The organism is Salinibacterium amurskyense, from assembly GCF_002797685.1.
Taxonomy (GTDB): domain Bacteria; phylum Actinomycetota; class Actinomycetes; order Actinomycetales; family Microbacteriaceae; genus Rhodoglobus; species Rhodoglobus amurskyensis.
Genome location: NZ_PGFH01000001.1, coordinates 1,591,426 through 1,612,403, shown reverse-complemented (window position 1 = coordinate 1,612,403; position 20,978 = coordinate 1,591,426). Strand labels below are relative to the sequence as shown.

Annotated in this window: 21 protein-coding genes; all 21 read right to left on the bottom strand. The window is 61.9% G+C overall.

Going from position 1 to position 20,978, the window contains the following annotated elements; all coding sequences use genetic code 11:
- Positions 1 to 231 carry a DUF6704 family protein gene (locus tag CLV85_RS07690; RefSeq protein ID WP_100388952.1) on the bottom strand — a complete coding sequence of 77 codons (231 nt, stop codon included), beginning with the start codon at positions 229 to 231 and terminating at the stop codon, positions 1 to 3.
- Positions 232 to 291: 60 nt separating this feature from the next.
- On the bottom strand, positions 292 to 861 hold the full coding sequence (locus CLV85_RS07685) for a Trp biosynthesis-associated membrane protein (RefSeq protein ID WP_100388951.1): 570 nt from the start codon (positions 859 to 861) through the stop codon (positions 292 to 294).
- Entirely contained in the window at positions 858 to 2,384 is a 1,527-nt protein-coding gene (locus tag CLV85_RS07680) for an anthranilate synthase component I (protein WP_100388950.1), read from the bottom strand. Before CLV85_RS07680 ends, CLV85_RS07685 begins: the two co-directional genes overlap by 4 nt.
- Positions 2,377 to 2,754, bottom strand: coding sequence for a phosphoribosyl-AMP cyclohydrolase (hisI, locus tag CLV85_RS07675; protein WP_100388949.1), 378 nt, complete (start codon positions 2,752 to 2,754; stop codon positions 2,377 to 2,379). The genes CLV85_RS07680 and hisI overlap by 8 nt, the downstream gene beginning before the upstream one ends.
- Complete coding sequence (gene hisF, locus CLV85_RS07670) at positions 2,751 to 3,503, bottom strand: imidazole glycerol phosphate synthase subunit HisF (protein WP_100388948.1); 753 nt, start codon at positions 3,501 to 3,503, stop codon at positions 2,751 to 2,753. Before hisF ends, hisI begins: the two co-directional genes overlap by 4 nt.
- A 2-nt stretch (positions 3,504 to 3,505) precedes the next feature.
- A complete protein-coding gene (gene hisG, locus CLV85_RS07665) occupies positions 3,506 to 4,345 on the bottom strand; it encodes an ATP phosphoribosyltransferase (RefSeq protein WP_100388947.1) in 840 nt (279 codons plus the stop codon).
- 43 nt (positions 4,346 to 4,388) lie between these two features.
- Positions 4,389 to 4,652, bottom strand: coding sequence for a phosphoribosyl-ATP diphosphatase (locus tag CLV85_RS07660; RefSeq protein WP_100388946.1), 264 nt, complete (start codon positions 4,650 to 4,652; stop codon positions 4,389 to 4,391).
- 59 nt (positions 4,653 to 4,711) lie between these two features.
- The gene (locus CLV85_RS07655) at positions 4,712 to 5,086 is read right to left on the bottom strand and encodes an FKBP-type peptidyl-prolyl cis-trans isomerase (protein ID WP_100388945.1); all 375 of its coding nucleotides are present in this window, start codon (positions 5,084 to 5,086) and stop codon (positions 4,712 to 4,714) included.
- A 168-nt stretch (positions 5,087 to 5,254) separates the two neighbouring features.
- Positions 5,255 to 5,923 (bottom strand): ribulose-phosphate 3-epimerase, encoded by a 669-nt coding sequence (gene rpe / locus CLV85_RS07650; RefSeq protein ID WP_100388944.1) that lies wholly within the window; start codon positions 5,921 to 5,923, stop codon positions 5,255 to 5,257.
- 13 nt (positions 5,924 to 5,936) lie between these two features.
- On the bottom strand, positions 5,937 to 7,301 hold the full coding sequence (locus tag CLV85_RS07645; RefSeq protein ID WP_100388943.1) for an RsmB/NOP family class I SAM-dependent RNA methyltransferase: 1,365 nt from the start codon (positions 7,299 to 7,301) through the stop codon (positions 5,937 to 5,939).
- Entirely contained in the window at positions 7,298 to 8,218 is a 921-nt protein-coding gene (fmt, locus tag CLV85_RS07640) for a methionyl-tRNA formyltransferase (RefSeq protein WP_100389302.1), read from the bottom strand. Before fmt ends, CLV85_RS07645 begins: the two co-directional genes overlap by 4 nt.
- Before the next feature lie 54 nt (positions 8,219 to 8,272).
- Positions 8,273 to 10,249 (bottom strand): primosomal protein N' family DNA-binding protein, encoded by a 1,977-nt coding sequence (locus tag CLV85_RS07635; protein ID WP_100388942.1) that lies wholly within the window; start codon positions 10,247 to 10,249, stop codon positions 8,273 to 8,275.
- 2 nt (positions 10,250 to 10,251) lie between these two features.
- A complete protein-coding gene (metK, locus tag CLV85_RS07630) occupies positions 10,252 to 11,448 on the bottom strand; it encodes a methionine adenosyltransferase (RefSeq protein ID WP_100388941.1) in 1,197 nt (398 codons plus the stop codon).
- Entirely contained in the window at positions 11,445 to 12,677 is a 1,233-nt protein-coding gene (coaBC, locus tag CLV85_RS07625) for a bifunctional phosphopantothenoylcysteine decarboxylase/phosphopantothenate--cysteine ligase CoaBC (protein WP_100388940.1), read from the bottom strand. The genes metK and coaBC overlap by 4 nt, the downstream gene beginning before the upstream one ends.
- Before the next feature lie 11 nt (positions 12,678 to 12,688).
- A complete protein-coding gene (gene rpoZ / locus CLV85_RS07620; protein WP_100388939.1) occupies positions 12,689 to 12,949 on the bottom strand; it encodes a DNA-directed RNA polymerase subunit omega in 261 nt (86 codons plus the stop codon).
- Positions 12,942 to 13,871 carry a guanylate kinase gene (gene gmk, locus CLV85_RS07615; protein ID WP_100388938.1) on the bottom strand — a complete coding sequence of 310 codons (930 nt, stop codon included), beginning with the start codon at positions 13,869 to 13,871 and terminating at the stop codon, positions 12,942 to 12,944. Before gmk ends, rpoZ begins: the two co-directional genes overlap by 8 nt.
- A complete protein-coding gene (gene pyrF / locus CLV85_RS07610) occupies positions 13,871 to 14,713 on the bottom strand; it encodes an orotidine-5'-phosphate decarboxylase (protein WP_100388937.1) in 843 nt (280 codons plus the stop codon). Before pyrF ends, gmk begins: the two co-directional genes overlap by 1 nt.
- Positions 14,706 to 18,020 (bottom strand): carbamoyl-phosphate synthase large subunit, encoded by a 3,315-nt coding sequence (gene carB, locus CLV85_RS07605; protein WP_100388936.1) that lies wholly within the window; start codon positions 18,018 to 18,020, stop codon positions 14,706 to 14,708. Before carB ends, pyrF begins: the two co-directional genes overlap by 8 nt.
- The gene (gene carA / locus CLV85_RS07600) at positions 18,020 to 19,159 is read right to left on the bottom strand and encodes a glutamine-hydrolyzing carbamoyl-phosphate synthase small subunit (RefSeq protein ID WP_100388935.1); all 1,140 of its coding nucleotides are present in this window, start codon (positions 19,157 to 19,159) and stop codon (positions 18,020 to 18,022) included. Before carA ends, carB begins: the two co-directional genes overlap by 1 nt.
- Positions 19,156 to 19,650 (bottom strand): PH-like domain-containing protein, encoded by a 495-nt coding sequence (locus tag CLV85_RS07595; RefSeq protein WP_100388934.1) that lies wholly within the window; start codon positions 19,648 to 19,650, stop codon positions 19,156 to 19,158. The genes carA and CLV85_RS07595 overlap by 4 nt, the downstream gene beginning before the upstream one ends.
- Positions 19,643 to 20,968, bottom strand: a complete 1,326-nt coding sequence (locus CLV85_RS07590) for a dihydroorotase (protein WP_100388933.1) — start codon at positions 20,966 to 20,968, stop codon at positions 19,643 to 19,645. The genes CLV85_RS07595 and CLV85_RS07590 overlap by 8 nt, the downstream gene beginning before the upstream one ends.
- Positions 20,969 to 20,978: the final 10 nt, after the last annotated feature.

The following is a 20,978-nucleotide window of genomic DNA, read 5'->3' as shown; positions in this document are numbered from 1 at the left end:
CTAGCTGTGCGTCTTGGGGGTGAGCTTGTCGCCACCCACACCATAGCCGAGGCGCTTGAGCACCTGGCCGACGATCAGCCCAACGACAACCAGTCCGGCCGACGCGAAGACAAGCCACGCGATGTTGAACCAGAAAGCGAGCGTTCCGATCGTGAACGCGACCAACATGATCACTACAGCGGTCCATGCCGCCGGGGAGTTTCCGTGGCCGGGGTCATTATCAGTACTCATCAGGCTCCATTCTTTGCTGATCCTAAATTGTAGCGGGAGTAAGCCGCTCGGCGTTGCCAATTAGCGCTCTGTCGGGTCGATTCCACGACTTTGCGCGTCCCACTGCGAGGCGGGATCATCCGCGACGATGGCGGTTGCTCGCTCGTACTTTTTCGTGGCAGTCGGCCACCGGTGAGCGGAGATCGTCGCAAGCAACCCCACGAGGACGATTAGCGCCCCTGCCACGAGCGCGGTGTACGACCACATGCTGCCCTCAACCGCGACGATGAGCGCCCGTACGGAATCAATGCCGCTGATGCCCGTGGACTGCGTTACCAGTTCGGACGACGATAAAGCGGGGTCGGCGATGGTCGTCTGGCTCACGACGACAATTGCCACGCCTACCGCCGCCGCCACGACACCGAGAATCCGTCGCACAAGCACCGACGCGATGCTGAGAGCGGCAACCAGCGCGAACACGGAAAGTGCGAGCGCAGCCAGCGCACCGGCCGCATCGCTGCCGAGCACCTCGACCGTGACGTCATCCGGGAGCGTGATTGTGAACCACCGCTGGGTCCACGTGAGCATCACCAGAGCGGCGAGAAGTACGAGCCCCGCGAGAACTACTGTTCGAGACCGCTTACCGTTCATGAGCTCAACTGTGTCATCGCATTAGCGACTGCAACAGCACGCAACGGCGCTGCAGCCTTATTCTGCGCTTCTTGGTGCTCTGCGGCGGGATCTGAATCCGCAACGAGCCCGGCACCAGCCTGCACCCGAGCCATACCGTCAACAATCGTGACCGTGCGGATAGCAATCGCCAGGTCAGCGTCACCGGCGAAGTCGAAGTAACCCACGACTCCCCCGTACACACCGCGCTGAGCGGGTTCGAGCTCGTCAATGATCTCTAGAGCGCGAGGCTTCGGGGCACCCGAGAGCGTGCCGGCGGGGAACGTTGCGCGAAATACATCGACCGCGGTTGCTTCAGGGCGCAGATCGCCTTCTACGGACGAAACGAGGTGCATGATGTGGCTGAAGCGCTCGACCTGCATGAATTCCGTAACCGCGACCGTGCCGGGAGTGCAGACCTTCAGGAGGTCGTTACGAGCAAGGTCGACAAGCATCAGGTGCTCGGCTCGTTCCTTGGTATCAGCGAGCAATTCCTCCGCAAGTTCAAGGTCGCGTTCGGTGTCACTGCCCCGCGGACGCGAACCCGCGATCGGATGCATGTGCACTCGCTTTTGGCTGACCTTCACGAGCGCCTCGGGGCTCGCGCCCACGATGGAGTACGGTCGCCCATCCACATCGACGAGCGAGAGCAGATACATGTACGGCGACGGGTTCAAAGTGCGCAATACGCGGTACACGTCAAGCGGAGTCGCCGAGACCTCGTGGTCGAAACGTTGAGAGATCACGACCTGGAAGACATCGCCATCACGAATAAATTCTTTGGACTTCTCGATGGCGGTTGCGTACTCGGCAGGAGTGGTGCGCGGGGCAGGTTGCGGCTCGATCTCGATGTCGACATCCGCCAAGAAAGCTTCCGTCGGCTGAGCTAGGCCCGCTTGGAGGGAGTCGAGACGCAATTGCGTTTCGGTCCACATGTCGTCGGCAGACTGGTGAGCATCGTTGAGGGCGGTCGAAATCAGCAAAACTGTGCCGAAACGGTGGTCGAGAACCACGAGATCGGATACAAAACTAAGCGCTTGGCTCGGGACCTCGAAATCAGCGGGAGGGGCATCCGGAAGGTTTTCGAGCTCTCGAACGGCTTCCCAGCCGACAAAGCCGACAAGACCGCCGGTCAACGGAGGGTGACCCTCAACGCGCGGAGTCTTCCAGCGCTCGTTGAGATGCGCGAGTGCTTCCAGCGGAGCCGTCGGGCAGTCGTCGCCCAGAATGCGCTCTCGCGGCATCCCGTAGTCGATCCACTCAACGCCATGCTCGTGCTGCGTGAGCACACCAAAGCTCGCGACGCCGACGAACGAGAAGCGTGCCCAAATGCCGCCCTGACCTGCCGACTCGAGCAAGAAAGTGCCCGGATTTGCTTTCGCCAACTTGCGGTAAACCCCGACCGGAGTCTCACCATCAGCGAAGAGTTGGCGGATGACCGGAACGACTCGGTGGCCGGCAGCGACGAGCTGATCGAACTCTTCGCGAGTGGTGGTGCTATTCATCAGAGAATCCTTGACGGGGAACGAGCGGATCTACTTCGAAACAGGAGTGAGTGCCGGTGTGGCACGCAGGGCCGATTTGCTCAACGCCCACGAGCAACGCATCACGGTCGCAGTCCAGGGCCGCAGTGCGCACGTACTGGCGGTGCCCGCTCGTGTCGCCCTTGCGCCAGAGTTCCTGACGGCTGCGGCTGTAGAACGTCACGCGCCCCTCAGTGAGGGTTCGCGTGAGTGCTTCGGCGTTCATGTAGCCCAACATGAGCACCTCTTTGGTGTCCCACTGCTGGATGATTGCCGGCAGCAAGCCGTCGGCAGCGAACTGAGCGCGCTCCAGCACGTCGTTCACGGTCTCGAGAGTGAGTTCATCGCTCATCGTGTAACCAATCCATGACTGTTGAGTGAAGCCTTGACATCGCCAACCGTCAACTGACGGCTGTGGAAGACGGATGCGGCGAGCACGGCATCCGCGCCAGCATCGATGGCGGGAGCGAAATGCTCGACCTTGCCGGCTCCACCACTGGCGATAACCGGCACAGTGGCGAATTCGCTGATCGCCGAGACGAGTTCGAGGTCGAAGCCCTCTTTCGTACCGTCGGCATCGATGGAGTTGACGAGCAACTCTCCGGCGCCACGCTCCATGGCCTCACGCGCCCATTCGAGCGCGTCGCGATCCGTTTCGGTGCGGCCACCGTGGGTCGTGACAATCCAGCCGTCTCCGCGACGCTTAATGTCGAGGCTGAGCACGAGAACCTGAGCACCGAAACGGTGAGCAATGTCATCAATCAGTTGGGGGCGCGCCAGAGCGGCGCTGTTGACGCCTACCTTGTCGGCGCCGTGAGCCAACAGCTTCGACACGTCGTCAGGCTGGCGAACTCCGCCACCGACGGTGAGCGGAATAAAGATCTGCTCGGCTGCGGAACGCACTACCTCGTACATCGTGGCGCGGCCTTCGACCGTTGCCGTCACATCGAGGAAGGTAACCTCGTCGGCCCCCTGCTCGTAGTACAGACGCGCAAGCGACACGGGATCTCCAGCATCGCGAAGATCTTTGAAGTTGACGCCCTTAACTACGCGGCCGTCGGCAACATCGAGACACGGAATGACCCGTACAGCGACCGTCATAACTAGATCCTCGCTGCGTGAATCGCGCTGACCAGAATGGCCCGAGCGCCGACAGCGTGCAGTTCATCCATAACCTGGTTGGTGTCAACCCGGCGAACCATTGAACGCACAGCAACCCAAGCAGGGTCTTGTAACGGAGAAACGGTGGGGCTTTCGATGCCCGGGGTGACCTTCGTCGCCGCTTCGAGAAGCGCGACAGGTACGTCGTAATCGATGAGAACGTACTGGCGAGCGACAAGAACGCCCTGCAAGCGACGCTGCAGCGTAGCGCTGCCCTCGACATCCGTGCCCGAGCTGATCAGCACAGCCGTCGAGTCGAGAATAACGGGGCCGAAGATTTCGAGGCCCTGGGCGCGAAGCGTGGAACCGGTCGACACAACGTCGGCCACAGCATCCGCCACTCCGAGTCGGATCGCGGATTCCACGGCGCCGTCGAGGCTCACGAGCTCTGCCGTGACGCCGTGACGCTCAAGGAATGCTCCAACGAGGCCGGCATAGCTTGTGGCAACCCGCACTCCGTTGAGGTCGGAAAGTTCGGTGAACCGTCCAGGCTCCCCCGCGAAACGGAACGTCGAGTCACCGAAGTTAAGGCTCGCGATCTCCACGGCCGGTGATCCCGAGTCCAAGAGAAGGTCTCGACCAGTGATACCTACGTCGAGGGCACCCGAGCCCACGTAGGTGGCGATGTCGCGGGGGCGGAGGTAGAAAAACTCCACGCCATTGCGGTCATCGCGAACGTTCAAGGCGCGCGGATCGCGTCGCCCCGTGTAGCCCGCTTCGTAGAGCATTTCGGAAGCGATCTCACTCAGTGAACCCTTGTTGGGCACTGCAACTCTTAACATGTCAGCTCTCAGTCATTTGGTGCGAAAAGTGGTCGTGGGCACATCAAAGATGTCGCCACACGTCCTCCGGGCTGAGCCCTTTAGCAACCATCAGAACCTGAAGGTGGTAGATAAGTTGGGAGATTTCGTCTGCGGTTTCTTCGTCCGACTGGTACTCAGCTGCCATCCATACTTCGGCAGCCTCTTCCACAATCTTCTTGCCGATCGAATGCACTCCGGCATCCCATAGGGCAACCGAACCAGAGTCGGCCGGACGTTCTACCGCTTTGCGGCTTAGTTCAGCAAAAAGTGCGTCGAAGTCTTTCACACGTCAAGGGTACCGCCCCGGAGGGCGGTCCCTTGCCGCATGACTTGAACGAGGTGTGACTAGTTCGTGCCGAGCAGGTCGATCACGAAGGTCAAAGTGCGTCCGGAGAGCTGGTGACCAGCACCGGCGGGACCGTATGCGAGGTGCGGCGGGCAGATGAGCTGGCGACGGCCGCCCACCTTCATGCCGGGAATACCCTCTTGCCAGCCACTAATGAGTGCCATGAGCGGGAAGTTGATGGACTCGCCGCGGCTCCATGAGGAGTCGAACTCTTCGAGAGTCTCGAAGTCGACGCCCAAGTAGTGCACGTCAACCGTGGAACCAGCAGTGGCCTCCGCGCCGGTTCCCTCTTCAATGTCGATGATGACGAGCTCAGTGGGCGCAGGGCCCTCATAGAACTCGACCTCTGGCTTAGTTTTTCCTGAATCAGTCATTGGACTAGTCAACCAGATGGCTTCGGATGCCCGGCTCAACGCCCCGCGAAATGCGGCCGTGTTCGCTGTGGGCAACAAGGCGCACACGTATTAGCCTGCGCTTGCCCCTGAACCTGAGCGCTATCGGCTTGATCGCATCCTGAACTGAACGTGGCCCTCTACAGAACGTTAATGAGCGTGACGATGAGCGCTAGCCTTCTCGCGCAGCTCTGACACCCGCAGTGAGGGGTCGTCGCCGCGGTACACCGAAGAACCAGCAACAAAAGTATCTGCCCCGGCCGCTGCCGCGATCTCGATCGTGCGCTCGTCGACTCCACCGTCGACTTGGAGCCAGACATCGAGCCCGCGCTTGTCGACGAGTTCACGAAGCTGGGTGAGCTTGGGCATTGTCTCTTCCATGAAGCTCTGGCCGCCAAACCCCGGCTCGACGGTCATCACGAGAACCTGGTCGAACTCCTCGAGCAGTTCGAGATACGGCTCGATCGGAGTACCGGGCTTGACCGCGATGCCGGCACGAGCGCCTTTCGCCCGCAGCGTGCGGGCAAGGCCCACGGCATCCGCTGCAGCCTCAGCATGGAACGTTACGCCGTAGGCGCCGAGGTCGGCGTAGTCGGGTGCCCAGCGGTCAGGATCCGTAATCATCAAGTGCACATCGAGCGGGATCGTAGAGACCTGCTGGATGCGCTCCGTCATCTGAAGACCGAACGTCAAGTTCGGCACAAAGTGATTGTCCATGATGTCGACATGGACGAGGTCAGCGTTCGAAATCTTGGCGATATCGCGTTCAAGATTGACGAAATCCGCTGCCAAAATGCTGGGGTTGATGCGTACAGACATAACCGAAACCTCTCTAAGCGTCAGCTTTGACAAGCAGTTGGATGAACATGGCGTCAGTTCCGTGACGGTGCGGCCACAACTGAACGTGGGTTGCTTCGGGCAGGTCAAGCTCTGCCTTGGAGAAGCTCTGCACCACCGCAGGGGTGTCCATTTTGGTCACTCCCTCGACCTTACGCAGCACTGACCCGACGATCGCCTTAGTCTCAGCGGCGTGCGGCGAGCACGTGACGTACGCCAAAACGCCTCCCGGCTTCAACGCACTGAGCGCCGACTTCAGCAGCGCCGTCTGAATAGCGCCGAGCTGAGCAACATCGCCGGGCTGTTTGCGCCAGCGAGCCTCGGGGCGACGGCGAAGTGCACCAAGACCGGTGCAGGGGGCGTCGAGCAGGATGCGGTCGAACTGATTCGGGAACTCTTCGCCAATGTCTACGCCATCCTTCTCCCACACCTCGGGCGGAGCGTCGAAGACGGCTAAAGCATTGCGGACAAGCTTGGCTCGAGCCGGAACAAGTTCATTGGCGGTAAGCGCCGCGCCACCCTGCAGGGCTTCTGCAGCGAGCAAGGCGGCCTTGCCACCGGGGCCAGCGCACATGTCGAGCCATGACTCCCCCGCCTCGATGGGGCGCGCGCGGCTGAGAGCGAGCGCGGCGATCTGCGAGCCTTCGTCTTGCACGCGGGCGCGACCGGAGGCGATCGCCGGGTTCTTGGCCGGGTCACCTTCACGGAGCGCGCCACCGATCGGCGAGTACTCGGACGGAGTGACGTCGATGTCGGCCGCATCCGAGAAACCGGGCAACGCCGCAACCGACACCCGAGCGGGCACGTTGTCAGCGGCCAAGAGGCCTTCCAATTCAGCTTCGCGCCCCTCGGCAACGAGAACCTGGCGGAAAGCCCGTGTGACCCACAGCGGATGCGAATACGCCAGCGCGAGAGCTTCTTCGCCAGAGCCCGCAGCACCAATCACACGCTCGCGCCAGGTCTCGGCATCGTGCTTCGTGATCGCGCGCAACACCGCGTTGACAAAGCCGACCGCCGAACGAGAGCCGATGGTTTTCGCCAGCCGTACCGACTCATCGACGGCCGCGTGAGACGGCACCCGCATCGACAGGAGTTGATGGGTCGCAAGACGCAGAACATCGAGCACCGGTGGATCGATCTTCGACACCGCGCGGCCGGCCGCTTGTGCAATCACTGCATCGTAATAACCCTGCATGCGCAGCGTGCCGTACGTGAGCTCGGTCGCGAGCCCCGCATCGGCACTCGACAATTTGGCGCGTTCGAGGTGAACGGGAAGGAGCAGGTTGGCGTACGCATCCGACTCGCGCACCGCCATGATGACGTCGAGCGCGACCCGACGGGCTGACTGTGCGTAGCTCACGAAGCCACCACCTCTGATTCTGAATTCAGGCCGCGCCACCAGGCTGCGGCATCCATTGCTTTACGTCCCTCGGGATGGACCCGGAGAAGTTCTAGAGGGTCGGTTGCCGTGCCGACCAAGACTTTCTTACCGGCAAATTCGAAGTGGCCGGGAGAAAGTGACGGGGTGTCACGCGCAATCGCCGCTTCGAGCACCTTGAGACGGCTGCCATCGATCGACGTAGAAGCACCGGGTTCGGGCGTGACGCCGCGAATGCGGTTGTGCACTGACTGCGCCGGCTCAGTCCAGTCGATGCGGCCGTCGTCGAGCGCGAGCTTCGGAGCCAACGTCACCTCACCAACCTGCGGTTCAGCATGAGCTGTACCGGCAGCAAGCGAGTCAACAACCTCCGAAAGCAGCGCGGCACCGGACAGCGACAACTGCTGCAGCAGCGAGCCCGCCGTTTGCTGCGCGCCGATCGGCTCGGTCATCGTGGCAAAGACATCGCCCGCGTCGAGTTGCTCGACGAGTTGAAACACCGTCGCGCCCGACACGGTATCCCCCGCCATAATCGCGCGCTGCACGGGGGCAGCACCGCGCCACTGCGGCAACAGTGAAAAATGCAGGTTGATCCAGCCGAGTCGAGGAATCGTAAGAACGTTCGCGGGTACCAACCCGCCGTAAGCGACGATCACACCGAGATCGACCTGAAGATCGTCAATGGCGGATGCCGCAGCCGCGTCGAGCCGGTTGGCGCGAATTACGCTCACCCCAGCCTCGTGCGCGCGCGCCGCCACCGGCGTGGGGGTCATCACGCGGCGTCGCCCCTGGGGCGAATCGGTGCGCGTGAGCACTCCGGCTACCTCGTGCTCGGAGTTCAGCAGCGCGTCGAGACTGGGAACAGCTACCTCGGGGCTACCGGCAAAAAGGAGTCGCAAGGAAGTCATCCACCAATTGTCTCGTGAAATCGCGCAAAGGTGCGCACTGAGGGGTTAGAGATCGACAAAGGGCTCGAGGTCATCGAGGTGAACGCGCAGTCCCGGCGGCGGTTGTTGGGCTCGCGGTGTGCCCGGTTTGCGACTACGACGCGCCACTGTCGTGGCCGTCACTACGAGCGCTTTGAGTTGTTCAGCGACGGCAGCACCGTCTTTGTAGTCGAAACGTACAATCGTGCGCACCAGTCCGTCGGGGAGGTCCACCGGTCCGAGGACATCGAGCGGCGCGACGGGGAGCTGGCGAATCGCATCATCGATGAGCTCAACCTTTCCGGTGAGCGTTGCGACGCGGACCGCTGGCGGAAAACGGAGCTCTCGGCGGTCCGCAAGCTCTGTCTGGGCGAAATCCTCTTGGCGCCACGTCACGAGCGAAGTGGCTAGCGCGCCACCGACGCCCACGATCACCGTCGGCGCACCGTCCGCGGCCAGGGCAATCGCGTTCGACCACCAGCGCAGGCAGTCTTCCGCCACCCGCAGGCTCTCGCGCGCCAGCATCCCAGCACCATCGAGGAGCAGCACCGCTCGATAGCCGCCTTCGGCTACCGGCTCAGCACCGCGCGTGGCAATGACGAGCGAAGGCTTGTTCGGGACCGTAAGCACTTGATGGTCACCATCAGCAACGATCACGCGATAGCCGGGGAACGCGCGGCCCAACTCGTCGGCGGTTCGAGCACTGCCCGAGCCGACCATGCGCAGTTTCGTGCCGTCACACTCACGACAGCGCCATTTGACGGCAAGCGCCCCGCACCAGACACAACTGGGAGTCGAGGATGCCGAACGCTGCGCCAGCGGTCCGGCACAGGTCGTACAGCGAGCCGTGTGCGCGCAGTCGGCGCAGGCGAGCCGAGGCGCATAGCCAGGGCGAGCGACTTGAACGAGAACCGGGCCCTCATCGAGCCCCGCTCGCGCGGCCTTCCACGCCGCCGACGGAATGCGAGCGATCGCGGCCAGCCGGTCTTGACTGACCTGATTGGCCGAGGGAATTACTTTGGGGGTGCGAAGACCGCCGGGGCTGAGCGCCACCAACCAGCCCACCTCGACGAGGCGTTGCACTTCGGTGCTGCGCGAATGGCTGAGAAAGACCAGCGCGCACTGCTGTTGCTCTTGACGCAGCAGCGCGGCATCCCGCGTATGGATATAGGGCGAGAGGTTCTCGCTATAGAGAGAATCTCCGTCGTCCCAGACCACGATGAGCCGGAGATTGGCTGCCGGGGCGTAGACCGCTGATCGATTACCGATGATGACGTAGGGCGTGCCGTCGTGAGTGCGGAGAAAGTTTCCGTAACGCTTCTGAACACTCTGGCGGGCATCCAACCGCAGCACTCGGTCAGCGGGCAGCAGAGCCGCCGCGGCCGCTTCAAGCTGCTCTTGGTCGCGGAAGTCTGGGGTCGCGAGGATCGCGGTGGTACCCCGCGCAAGAGCTTGGGCCGCCAGCTCGACCATCGTGACGGCCCAGCGGCCGACCCACACTCCCGGAGCAACCTCGGTCACTCCCGTCGGCGCGGTAAGAGCAGCCCGTTTGCGCTGCGTCACGAGAGTCGTGATCGCGCCCTCATCGAAGAAAGCAACTGCCGTCGGCTCCCCCGATGGTTCGAAGGCGTTCACGGCGGCATCAGGAAGTGTCTTTTCGGCACGCGCGTGGCGTTTCGGAATACCCAGTCGTAAGACGTCGGCCGCATTGCCAGCGGCGCGGTCGGCGGCGGTGCGCGCGAGTTTCCACACTTCTGGTGAGAGCACGGGGAACGGCGAGATCACCGTCTCGAGTTCGCTCAGTTTGCCTGCGTAATCGACAGTGTCCGTGAGCTCGACGATCCACCCTTCGACGAGTCTGCCGAGCGTTCTGAGCGGCACTTTAACGCGCACGCCCGCCTTCGCGTCAGCACGAAGCTTCTCGGGAATCGCGTAGTCAAAGAGCCTGTCGAGTTGCGGCAGAGGCGAATCAATGAGCACCCGAGCGATGGATGCGTCAGTCATCGCTACAGGCCGGCCGCCTGGCGAAGTGCCTCCACACGGTCGAGACGCTCCCAGGTGAATTCGGGAAGTTCGCGGCCGAAGTGACCGTAGGTCGCAGTCTTGGCGTAGATGGGGCGCAACAGATCGAGATCCCGGATGATCGCACCGGGACGCAGATCGAACACTTCGTGGATCGCTCCCAACAGTGCCTCATCAGAGACGTGGCCGGTGCCGAAGGTCTCGACATAGAGGCTCACGGGAGCCGCCCGCCCGATCGCATACGCAATCTGCACCTCAACGCGGTCGGCAAGGCCAGCCGCAACGGCATTCTTGGCGACCCAGCGCATAGCGTACGTTGCCGAGCGGTCGACTTTCGAGGGGTCTTTTCCGCTGAACGCTCCGCCACCGTGACGGGAAGCGCCACCGTAGGTGTCGACAATGACCTTGCGGCCGGTGACGCCGGCATCGCCCTGAGGCCCACCGATCTCGAAGCGGCCGCTGGGGTTCACGATCGCCTGCAGGTTCGAGAGGTCGAGGCCCGAACTTTCAGCGATCGGGCGAACAACCAGCTCTTCGATTTCCTGACGCAGTTGAGCGGTCGAGACGGAAGGCGAATGCTGCGTAGAAAGCACAACGGTCTCGATGCTGCGGGGCACGGACCCCTCATAACCAACCGTCACTTGAGTCTTGCCGTCGGGGCGCAGGTAATCGACGAGGCCCTCTTTACGGACCTCGGCCAGGCGCTCGGCCATGCGGTGCGCAAACCAGATGGGAGCGGGCATGAGCTGCGGGGTCTCATTCGTGGCGTACCCGAACATGACACCTTGGTCTCCGGCGCCGAGCACATCCAAAGCGTCGTTGGAGTGCTCTTCACGCGCTTCGAGGGCACGGTCGACACCCTGAGCGATGTCGGGAGACTGCGCGCCAATCGAGATCGAAACTCCGCAGGAGCGACCATCAAAACCGACGTCTGAGGAGTTGTAGCCGATCTCAGAGATACGGTCGCGCACGATGGCGGGGATGTCGGCGTAGCCGGTCGTGGTGACCTCGCCGGCAACGTGAACGAGGCCGGTTGTCACGAGAGTCTCGACGGCGACGCGCGCGTTCGGGTCTTCGCCGAGCAGCGCATCCAAGATGCCGTCGCTGATCTGATCACAAATCTTGTCGGGGTGACCCTCGGTAACGGACTCCGAGGTGAAGGTGCGCAGGGGCGAAGTCATAAGCCGTCTCCGGTAGTGATGAATGGATGCCAGCGGGCTGCGAACACAAGATCCAGAATGCGGTGAGCCACCGACAACTTGCTTCCGCTTGCCTCGCCCACTCTATCGCCGCCACCGTTGATGACGATGACAGTATTACTGTCTGTGGCGAATCCCTCGGTCCAGCCGACGCGGTTGATCACGAGGTAGTCGCAGCCCTTGCGGGAGATCTTGCCACGGCCCAATTCGAACAGCGCAGCGTCGTCTTGCTCGGTCTCTGCCGCAAAGCCTACGATCGTTTGCTCACGCGGACGGTCGTGAGAGAGTCCGCGCAGAATGTCTGGGTTCTCTTCTAATCGCAGCTCGAGCGTGCTCGAATCGCTGCGCTTCTTGATCTTGGATTGCGCCGTTTCGGCCGGGCGGTAGTCCGCGACGGCCGCCGCCATGATCACGAGGTCGGCGGATGCCGCTTCAGCCGTCACCGCCGTCTGCAACTCGAGAGTTGTTCCCACTTGCACGCAGCGCACGCCCGACGGTAACGGAACCTCAAGGTTCGCCGCGATCAGAGTGACAGCGGCACCGCGGGCCGCCGCAGCCATCGCCAAGGCGACACCCTGCTTGCCACTCGAGCGATTGCCGATGAAGCGCACTGGATCGAGAGGCTCACGCGTGCCGCCCGCCGTGACCAGCACAGAGCGGCCAGTGAGATCGCGAGTGACGGCCACCGCATCGAGAACCGCAGCAACAATGTCGCTGGGTTCAGACATCCGGCCCGGTCCACTATCAGAACCAGTCAGCTGGCCCGATTCGGGGCCAATAATGCGGATGCCGCGAGAACGCAGCGTTTCGACATTGGCCACCGTCGCGGCGTTTTGCCACATCTCCGTATGCATCGCCGGAGCGATAAGCACGGGAGCTGTGCTCGCAAGAATGGTGTTGCCAAGAAAATCATTGGCCTGGCCAGTCGCGATCTTGGCGATCGTATTGGCCGTAGCCGGGGCGACGACGATTACGTCTGCGGCTTGGCCGACGGAGACGTGCCGAACCTCGTCCACCCCCTGGTAGAGGTCGGTGTGAACCGGGTTGCGGCTGATTGCCTCAAGAGTGGGTAGTCCCACAAATTTGAGGGCGTTGCTTGTGGCCACGACATGAACGTCGTGGCCAGCAAGCACAAGCTCGCGCACAACAGAGACTGCTTTATAAGCAGCTATTCCGCCAGAAATTCCGACGACAACGTTGAGCGCGGTCACCGAGAAACGTTCTATTCGCCGCTGAGTCGCTTGAGTTCGAGCTTGTTTTCGTTGATCTCGTGGAGAGCAACAGAAAGAGGCTTGTCGTCGATCGTGGAGTCTACGAGAGGCCCCACGTTGTCGAAGAGGCTGCCTTCGTGAAGGTCTGCGTAGTAGTCGTTGATCTGACGAGCGCGCTTCGAAGCGAAGATAACGAGCTGGTACTTGGAGTCAACCTTCGACAGAAGTTCGTCGATGGGGGGATCAATGATGCCCGAGTTCTTGTCAGCCATAAGGGTGCTCCTTGGAGTCGGAAGTGGTCGCGCCAGCGGGCGCATCCATCAATTCTACGACTTCTTGAGCCGCTTGGCTTACTTCTGTGTTTACTACCTTCACATCGAACTCATCTTGAGCCGCCAATTCGACCTTCGCGGTCTCCAAACGGCGAGACTGTTCGGCGGCTTCTTCGGTGCCACGGCCGATGAGGCGACGCACCAATTCTTCCCACGTGGGTGGCAGCAAGAAGACCAACAGCGCCTCGGGCATGACCGTACGCACTGAGCGGGCGCCCTGCAAGTCAATCTCAAGCAGCACGCGCTTACCCTCGGCCAAAGCAGCATCGATGGGCGGTCGCGGCGTACCGTAGCGGTACGAGTTATGCACGACGGCCCACTCCAGCAACTCGTTGTTTTCGATCATCGAGTCGAACTCGTCGTCGCTCACAAAGTAGTAGTGAACGCCGTTGACTTCACCCGGGCGGGGCTTGCGCGTGGTCGCGGAAACGCTGAGCAGAACATCCGGATGATTCTCCCGAATGAAGCTCGAAACAGTTCCCTTGCCCACGGCGGTAGGCCCCGCCAGCACGACGAGGCGCGTCGGCTCGGGGCCTTGACGGCTCGATAGGTAGTCAGTCAATCGCTGACGTTGTTTCGGACCAAGTCCGCCAACGCGCTTGCGTTCGGCAATAGCCAGGTCGGCCATGATCGACTCCACGCGAGTAGGGCCAAGCGAAGGGACGCTCATGAGTAGTTCACGAACGAGAAGCCGGGCTTCAGCGCTATCGGGCTGAGCCCAAGCGGTGCGCGCAACGCTGAGAGCGGTACGTGCGCGTTCGGCGACTTCGCGCTTCACTGCAGCCCGGGCGCGTCGCGCCGCGATCGCCGCGCGCGAGGCAGCCGCACGATCAACCGCCGGAGGTGCGGGACGGGGCGCCATTAGCGCACCTGCTCACGGAGTTGAGAACGCAACGAACGAAGTTCAGCCGGAATCTGACTCGCGCCCTCTTGAAGAACGCTGCGAGATACCGTCACGATCGTGTTCGACACAGCATCGCCGTACAGTTCGCGAGCCTGTTCAACCTGTGCACCCTGAGCCCCGAAACCGGGAGCCAGAATGGGCAAATCAACGAGCTCACCGCTCTTGATGCCATAATCAGCGACCTCCACGGTCGCGCCGATCACGACGCCGAATGATCCCAAACCGCTCTCGGTATTCAGCGCGGTCACATCACGAACGACACTCGCCGCGACGGTCGCACCCTCGTGTTCACCCTCAGCGATTCGAGCCGTTTGAATGCTGCGAGCCGATGCATTGGACGTCGCCGCAAGCACAAAGATGCCCTTGCCCGCCGACCGCGCCAATTCGAAAGGCCCCGATAGCTCGGAAACGCCCTGATACGCCACAGCGGTCATCGCATCAGCTTCCAACGGCGAGCCGGGAGTGAGCCACGCTTGGCCGTAAGCATCGACCGACGACGACAAATCGCCGCGCTTCACATCGGCTATTACAAGCAGCCCGGCGGAGCGTGCCAGAGCGAAAGACTCCTCGAGAATCGCGTAGCCCGCGGAGCCGAAGCGCTCGAAAAATGCCACCTGGGGTTTGATCATTCCTACGTTGCCGGCTGCGGCATCCACAGCGCGCAGCGCAAACTCGCGAACGCCGTGAGCGTCGTTGGACAGACCCCAGGTTTCGAGGAGGAACGGATGGGGGTCAATTCCCATGCACACTCCCCCGAACTCGTCGAAGGTCTGTGCCAGCCGCGAAGCGAAACTAGGCATTGTTGGCTACCTTCTCGAGCTCAGCGGCGCGATCGAGTGCATAGTCCTGCAGCGAGCGGACGTCGAAGCCGTCACGGATCGCCTCGAACGACGCGACTGCTGCGGCGAGTTGCGCGATCGTCGTGAAGATCGGCTTGTCCGCCGCAACCGTTGCGGTGCGAATCTCGTAGCCGTCGGCCCGAGCACTGCGACCGCTCGGCGTGTTGATGACAACGTCCACCTTGCCGTCGTTGATGAGTTCCACGATCGACGGCTCGGCCGCATCCAACTCTTGACCCATGAAGTACTTGCGCACGACTTGAGCCTCGATGCCATTGCGGGCGAGGATCTCTGCGGTGCCTTCGGTAGCCAGAATCGTGAAGCCGAGCTGGCTCAGTCGCAACACTGGCAGGATGACAGCGCGCTTGTCGCGGTCGGCGACAGAAACGAAGACCGAACCCCCATCGGGAAGACCGCCGTACGCAGCCTCCTGGCTCTTAGCGAACGCCTTCGGGAAGTTGGAGTCGATACCCATGACTTCACCGGTAGAGCGCATCTCCGGGCCGAGAACCGAGTCGACGACGTTGCCCTCAACGGTACGGAACCGCTTGAACGGCAACACCGCTTCCTTGACCGACACCGGCGAAGTCGACGGCACCTGCGAACCATCGAGCACCGGCAGCAGACCGCTCTCGACGAGAGAACGGATGCTTGAGCCAGCCATCACGAGTGCGGCAGCCTTGGCGAGCGGAATACCCAGAGCCTTCGACACGAACGGAACGGTGCGGCTCGCGCGAGGGTTAGCTTCGAGCACGTAGAGGATGCCCTGACCGATGGCGAACTGAACATTGATGAGACCTCGAACGCCGATGCCTTCAGCAATAGCAAGCGTCGCTTCGCGAACCCGGTTGAGAACGTCGCGACCGAGAGTGACGGAGGGCAGGGTGCACGCCGAGTCGCCGGAGTGAATACCGGCTTCCTCGATGTGCTCCATGATTCCGCCAACGTAGAGTTCGTTGCCGTCGTAGATGGCGTCGATGTCGATTTCGATGGCGTCATCCAAGAAACGGTCGACCAAGAGCGGCGACGTCTCCGAGATAATGACGAGGTCGCGAACGCGCTCGAAATAGTCAGCCAGTGCTTCGGAGTCGTACACGATTTCCATACCGCGACCTCCGAGAACGTGCGAAGGGCGCACGAGCACCGGGTAGCCGATGTTCTCCGCAATCGCGATTGCTTCGGACTGGTTGGTTGCCGTGCCGTTCTTCGGAGCGAGCAGCCCCGCGTTGTCGAGAATGGCGGAGAAGAGCCCGCGTTCCTCGGCAAGATCGATAGCTTCGGGACTCGTGCCGAGAATGGGGACGCCGGCATCCTTCAATCCCTGAGCAAGCCCGAGCGCCGTCTGGCCACCGAGCTGCACAATGACACCCATGAGTTCACCACTGCCGCTCTCGGCGTGAATAATCTCCAGCACGTCTTCGAGCGTGAGCGGTTCGAAGTAGAGACGGTCGCTCGTGTCGTAGTCGGTAGAAACCGTCTCCGGGTTGCAGTTGATCATGATCGTCTCGTAGCCGGCATCCGACAGCGCGAACGAAGCATGGACACACGAGTAGTCGAACTCGATGCCCTGACCGATACGGTTCGGGCCCGACCCGAGAATGACGACCTTCTTCTTGTCGCTAGGAATGACCTCAGTTTCGGAGTCATAGCTCGAGTAGTGGTACGGCGTCAGAGCCGGGAACTCGCCAGCGCACGTGTCGACCGTCTTGAAGACGGGACGCACATCAAGGTTCCAGCGCACATCGCGCACCTCAGCCTCGGTCAGCCCGCGCAGATCAGCGATCTGAACGTCGCTGAAGCCGTGATTCTTCGCGTGGGTCAGCAGCGCCGCCGTCAGCTCAGGAGCCGCCGCGACATCAGCCGCAACTTCATTGATGAGCGCAATCTGGTCGATGAACCAGGGGTCGATCTTGGTGGCGTCGAAGACTTCTTCTGAGGTGGCACCGGCACGCATGGCCTGCTGCACCGTGATGATGCGACCATCGGTGGCGACCGACGACAGCGTGAGCAGTTCGTCCTTATTGCCGACTTCGCCGTTCCAGTGGAAGCTCGAATCACGCTTCTCCAGCGAACGGAGTGCCTTCTGCAGGGCGGTCGAGTAGTTACGGCCGATAGCCATAGCTTCACCGACCGACTTCATCGTCGTCGTAAGACGCGTGTCGGCGGCGGGGAACTTCTCGAAAGCGAAGCGAGGAACCTTGACGACGACATAGTCGAGCGTGGGCTCGAAACTTGCCGGAGTCACCTTGGTGATGTCGTTGGGGATCTCATCGAGGCGGTAGCCGATCGCGAGCTTGGCCGCGATCTTCGCGATCGGGAAGCCCGTTGCCTTGGACGCCAACGCACTCGAACGAGACACTCGCGGGTTCATCTCAATGACAATGACGCGGCCATTGGCCGGATCGATCGCGAACTGGATGTTGCAGCCACCGGTGTCGACGCCCACCGCGCGGATGATGTCGATACCAATATTGCGCAGGTTCTGGTACTCACGGTCGGTCAGCGTGAGCGCCGGAGCGACCGTGATCGAGTCTCCCGTGTGCACCCCAACCGGGTCGACGTTCTCAATGGAACACACGACAACGGTGTTGTCCGAGGTGTCGCGCATGAGCTCGAGTTCATACTCTTTCCAGCCGAGGATGCTCTCTTCGAGCAGAACCTCGGTGGTGGGGCTCTGGTGCAGACCATCGGTAACCATGCGCACGAGCTCTTCGCGCGAGTACGCGAATCCGGAGCCGAGGCCACCCATCGTGAACGAGGGGCGGATCACGAGCGGATACCCGAGATCTTCGGCAAACTCGACCGCTTCGGCAACGGTGTGAGCGATGTGCGACTTGGCGACATCCGCTCCACAGTCCAAAACGAGCTGCTTGAATATCTGGCGGTCTTCACCCTTGTTGATGGCTTCGAGGTTGGCGCCGATCAGCTCGACGTTGTACTTCTCGAGGATGCCGTGAGCGTCAAGCTCGATAGCCGCGTTGAGAGCGGTCTGGCCGCCAAGAGTCGGCAGCAGTGCATCCGGACGCTCCTTGGCAATGATCGACTCGATAACTTCCCACGTGATCGGCTCGATGTAAGTGGCATCGGCGAAATCGGGGTCGGTCATGATCGTGGCCGGGTTCGAGTTCACGAGGATGACACGGATGCCCTCCTCCCGCAGCACGCGGCACGCCTGGGTGCCGGAGTAGTCGAATTCAGCTGCCTGACCGATGACGATCGGGCCGGAGCCGATAACGAGTACCGATGAAATGTCGTCTCTCTTGGGCATTACTTGGCGTCCTTTGCGGTCTCGAGAACAAGGTCGCGGAACCTGTCGAAGAGGTAGTTGGCATCATGGGGGCCTGAGGCCGCCTCGGGGTGATATTGAACGGAGAACGCAGGGATGTCGAGGGCACGAAGGCCTTCGACCACGTTGTCGTTGAGGTTGACGTGGCTCACTTCTACGCGACCGAATCCTGCCGGTGACTGGCTGATCTCGCCGACCGGAGCGTCAACCGCGAAGCCGTGGTTGTGCGCCGTGATCTCGGTGCGCAGGGTCTGCACATCGATAACGGGCTGGTTGATGCCGCGGTGGCCAAACGGCAGCTTGTAGGTGCCGTAGCCGAGCGCGCGGCCCAAGAGCTGGTTGCCGAAGCAGATTCCAAAGAACGGGAGCCCCTTCTTGAGAACCTCGGTCAACAGAGCAACGTGACCATCGGATGCCGAGGGGTCGCCCGGGCCGTTCGAGTAGAACACGGCGACCGGTTCGATCGCGAGCATTTCATCGAAGGTGACGGTCTGAGGAAGAACGTGCACCTCAAATCCCCGGTCCGCGAGGTAGTTGAGAGTCGATGTCTTCACACCAAGGTCGAGAACGGCGAGACGGCCAATGCTCTCGCCTTGTGCCTCGACGACGTACGCCTCAGACGTTGACACTTCAGAAGACAAGCTTTGGCCCGCCATCTCAGCCGCAGCGGTGATGGATTCGAGCTGCTCTTCGGTGCTGAGGCTCGCGGCCTCACCGGAGAAGATTCCGCCACGCATTGAACCGGCATCGCGCAGACGACGGGTGATCGCGCGGGTGTCTACGCCGCTGATACCGATGATTCCTTGCTCGGCGAGCTGGGCATCCAGCGACTCTTCCGCACGGAAGTTGGAGACGACACGGCTGGCATCGCGAACGACAAAGCCCGACACCCAAATTCGCGAGGACTCGGGGTCTTCGGAGTTCACACCGGTGTTGCCGATGTGGGGTGCCGTCATGACGACAATCTGTCCAGCGTAGCTGGGATCGGTAATGGTCTCTTGGTAGCCGGTCATGCCGGTCGCAAAGACAACTTCGCCGATCTTCTGGCCGCGGGCACCATAGGCCTGACCGAGATAGCGCGAGCCATCTTCAAGGACGAGCACTGCGGGTTCAAAGGTCACTGGGACTGCCTTTCGTTGCCGACGACACTATCGAGAGCGCGTTCACACGTCTCGGGGTCATCCATTCGGAAATAACTATCAACTGCAGTGTCATCGAGATTCCACTCGATCACCTGCAGTCCGTTGCTTTCGACCACACGGTCGATGGTCCAGGTTGCGCGGGTAATGCCGCGTACATCAGAGCGAGAGAGCCAGAGATCGGGTGAGCCAGCGCGCGAAACCACGATGCCTTCGGGGTGCACTTCGAGAAGGCAGTTCGCCCGGAAACCCAAGCCGTGCACGTTGATGCGATTGAGTTGATCTCCGGCCACAGTGGTCGCAACGTACTTGCCGCTGAAACGGAGGTCGGTGTCGTCGAGATCAGCGGGCGGCGCGAGCGGCGCTGCGATGTGGGACTGTCGTCGCTTACGCGCACGCCAGCCGACGACCATCGCAGTAAGAGCGAGAGCCACGATGACGAGCACGATGACGATCGAGATTTCTTTAGCCACGAGCGGCCTCGCTCTCGGCGGCCCGCGCTTGCTGAGCGACTTCGGCAGCGTCAACGACGTCGCCATTGCGCACGGTTTCGTAGCCGTTATGGATGGTGGTCATGACTCGACCAGGCAGTTCGCGCCCGAGGTAGGGCGAGTTCGTGCTCTTGCCGCGAAGGGATTCCGCGGAAAATGTGGAACGAGCGCTCGGATCGACCAGCACGATGTTGGCTGGGGCTCCCAGCGCGAACGGAGTGGCGTAACCGTCGAGGCGGCCGATCTCCGCGGGCTTCTGCGAGAGCACGCGTGCGACATCCGCCCAGTCAAGCTGGCCGGTGTCGACGACAGCCTGCTGGACAACGTTGAGCGCAGACTCAAGCCCGACCATACCGAATGCCGCCTCAGCCCACGAGCATTCCTTAGCCTCGGGCGGATGCGGTGCGTGGTCAGTGGCGACGATATCGATCGTGCCGTCGGCGAGGGCTGCACGCAAAGCGTGAACGTCTTCGTCGCGACGCAGCGGAGGGTTCACCTTGAAGCGGGCGTCGTAGCCGCGAACGAGTTCCTCGGTGAGCAGCAAATGGTGAGGCGTGACCTCTGCGGTGACGGCGATTCCACGAGCCTTCGCCCAACGAATCACGTCGACCGAACCGGCGGTGGAAAGGTGGCAGATGTGAAGACGGGCACCCACGTGCTCGGCAAGCAAAACGTCGCGGGCGATAATCGACTCTTCCGCGACCGCGGGCCAGCCGGCGAGCCCCAGCTCACTAGAGACGGCACCCTCGTTCATCTGGGCATCGACGGTCAGCGTGGGCTCTTGAGCGTGCTGCGCAACGACGCCGTCAAAGGTCTTGACGTACTCGAGCGCCCGACGCATCAGCAAGGCGTTGTGGACACACTTGCCGTCATCTGAGAAGACGCGCACGTTGGCGCGAGAGTTAGCCATTGCGCCGATCTCAGAAAGCTTCACACCTTCGAGGCCCTCGGTGACCGCACCGATCGGGCGCACAGTCGCGTACCCGTGGTCGATGCCAAGCGACTGCACTTGTTCAACAACACCAGCGGTGTCCTGAACAGGCATCGTGTTGGCCATGGCGAACACAGCGGTGAAGCCGCCCATTGCCGCAGCGCGCGTTCCCGAGAGAACCGTTTCGCTCTGCTCGAAACCGGGCTCGCGCAAGTGAGTGTGAAGGTCGACAAGCCCCGGAAGCGCTTGCAGACCGGCTGCGTCGATCGTGCGGTCGGCAGAGGTTGCATCCGTGAAGACGCCGCGATCGATCGTGAAATCTCCGCGCTCGCCATTCGGCAGGGTGGCGTTGACGATTCTGATACTCACGAGAGTCCTC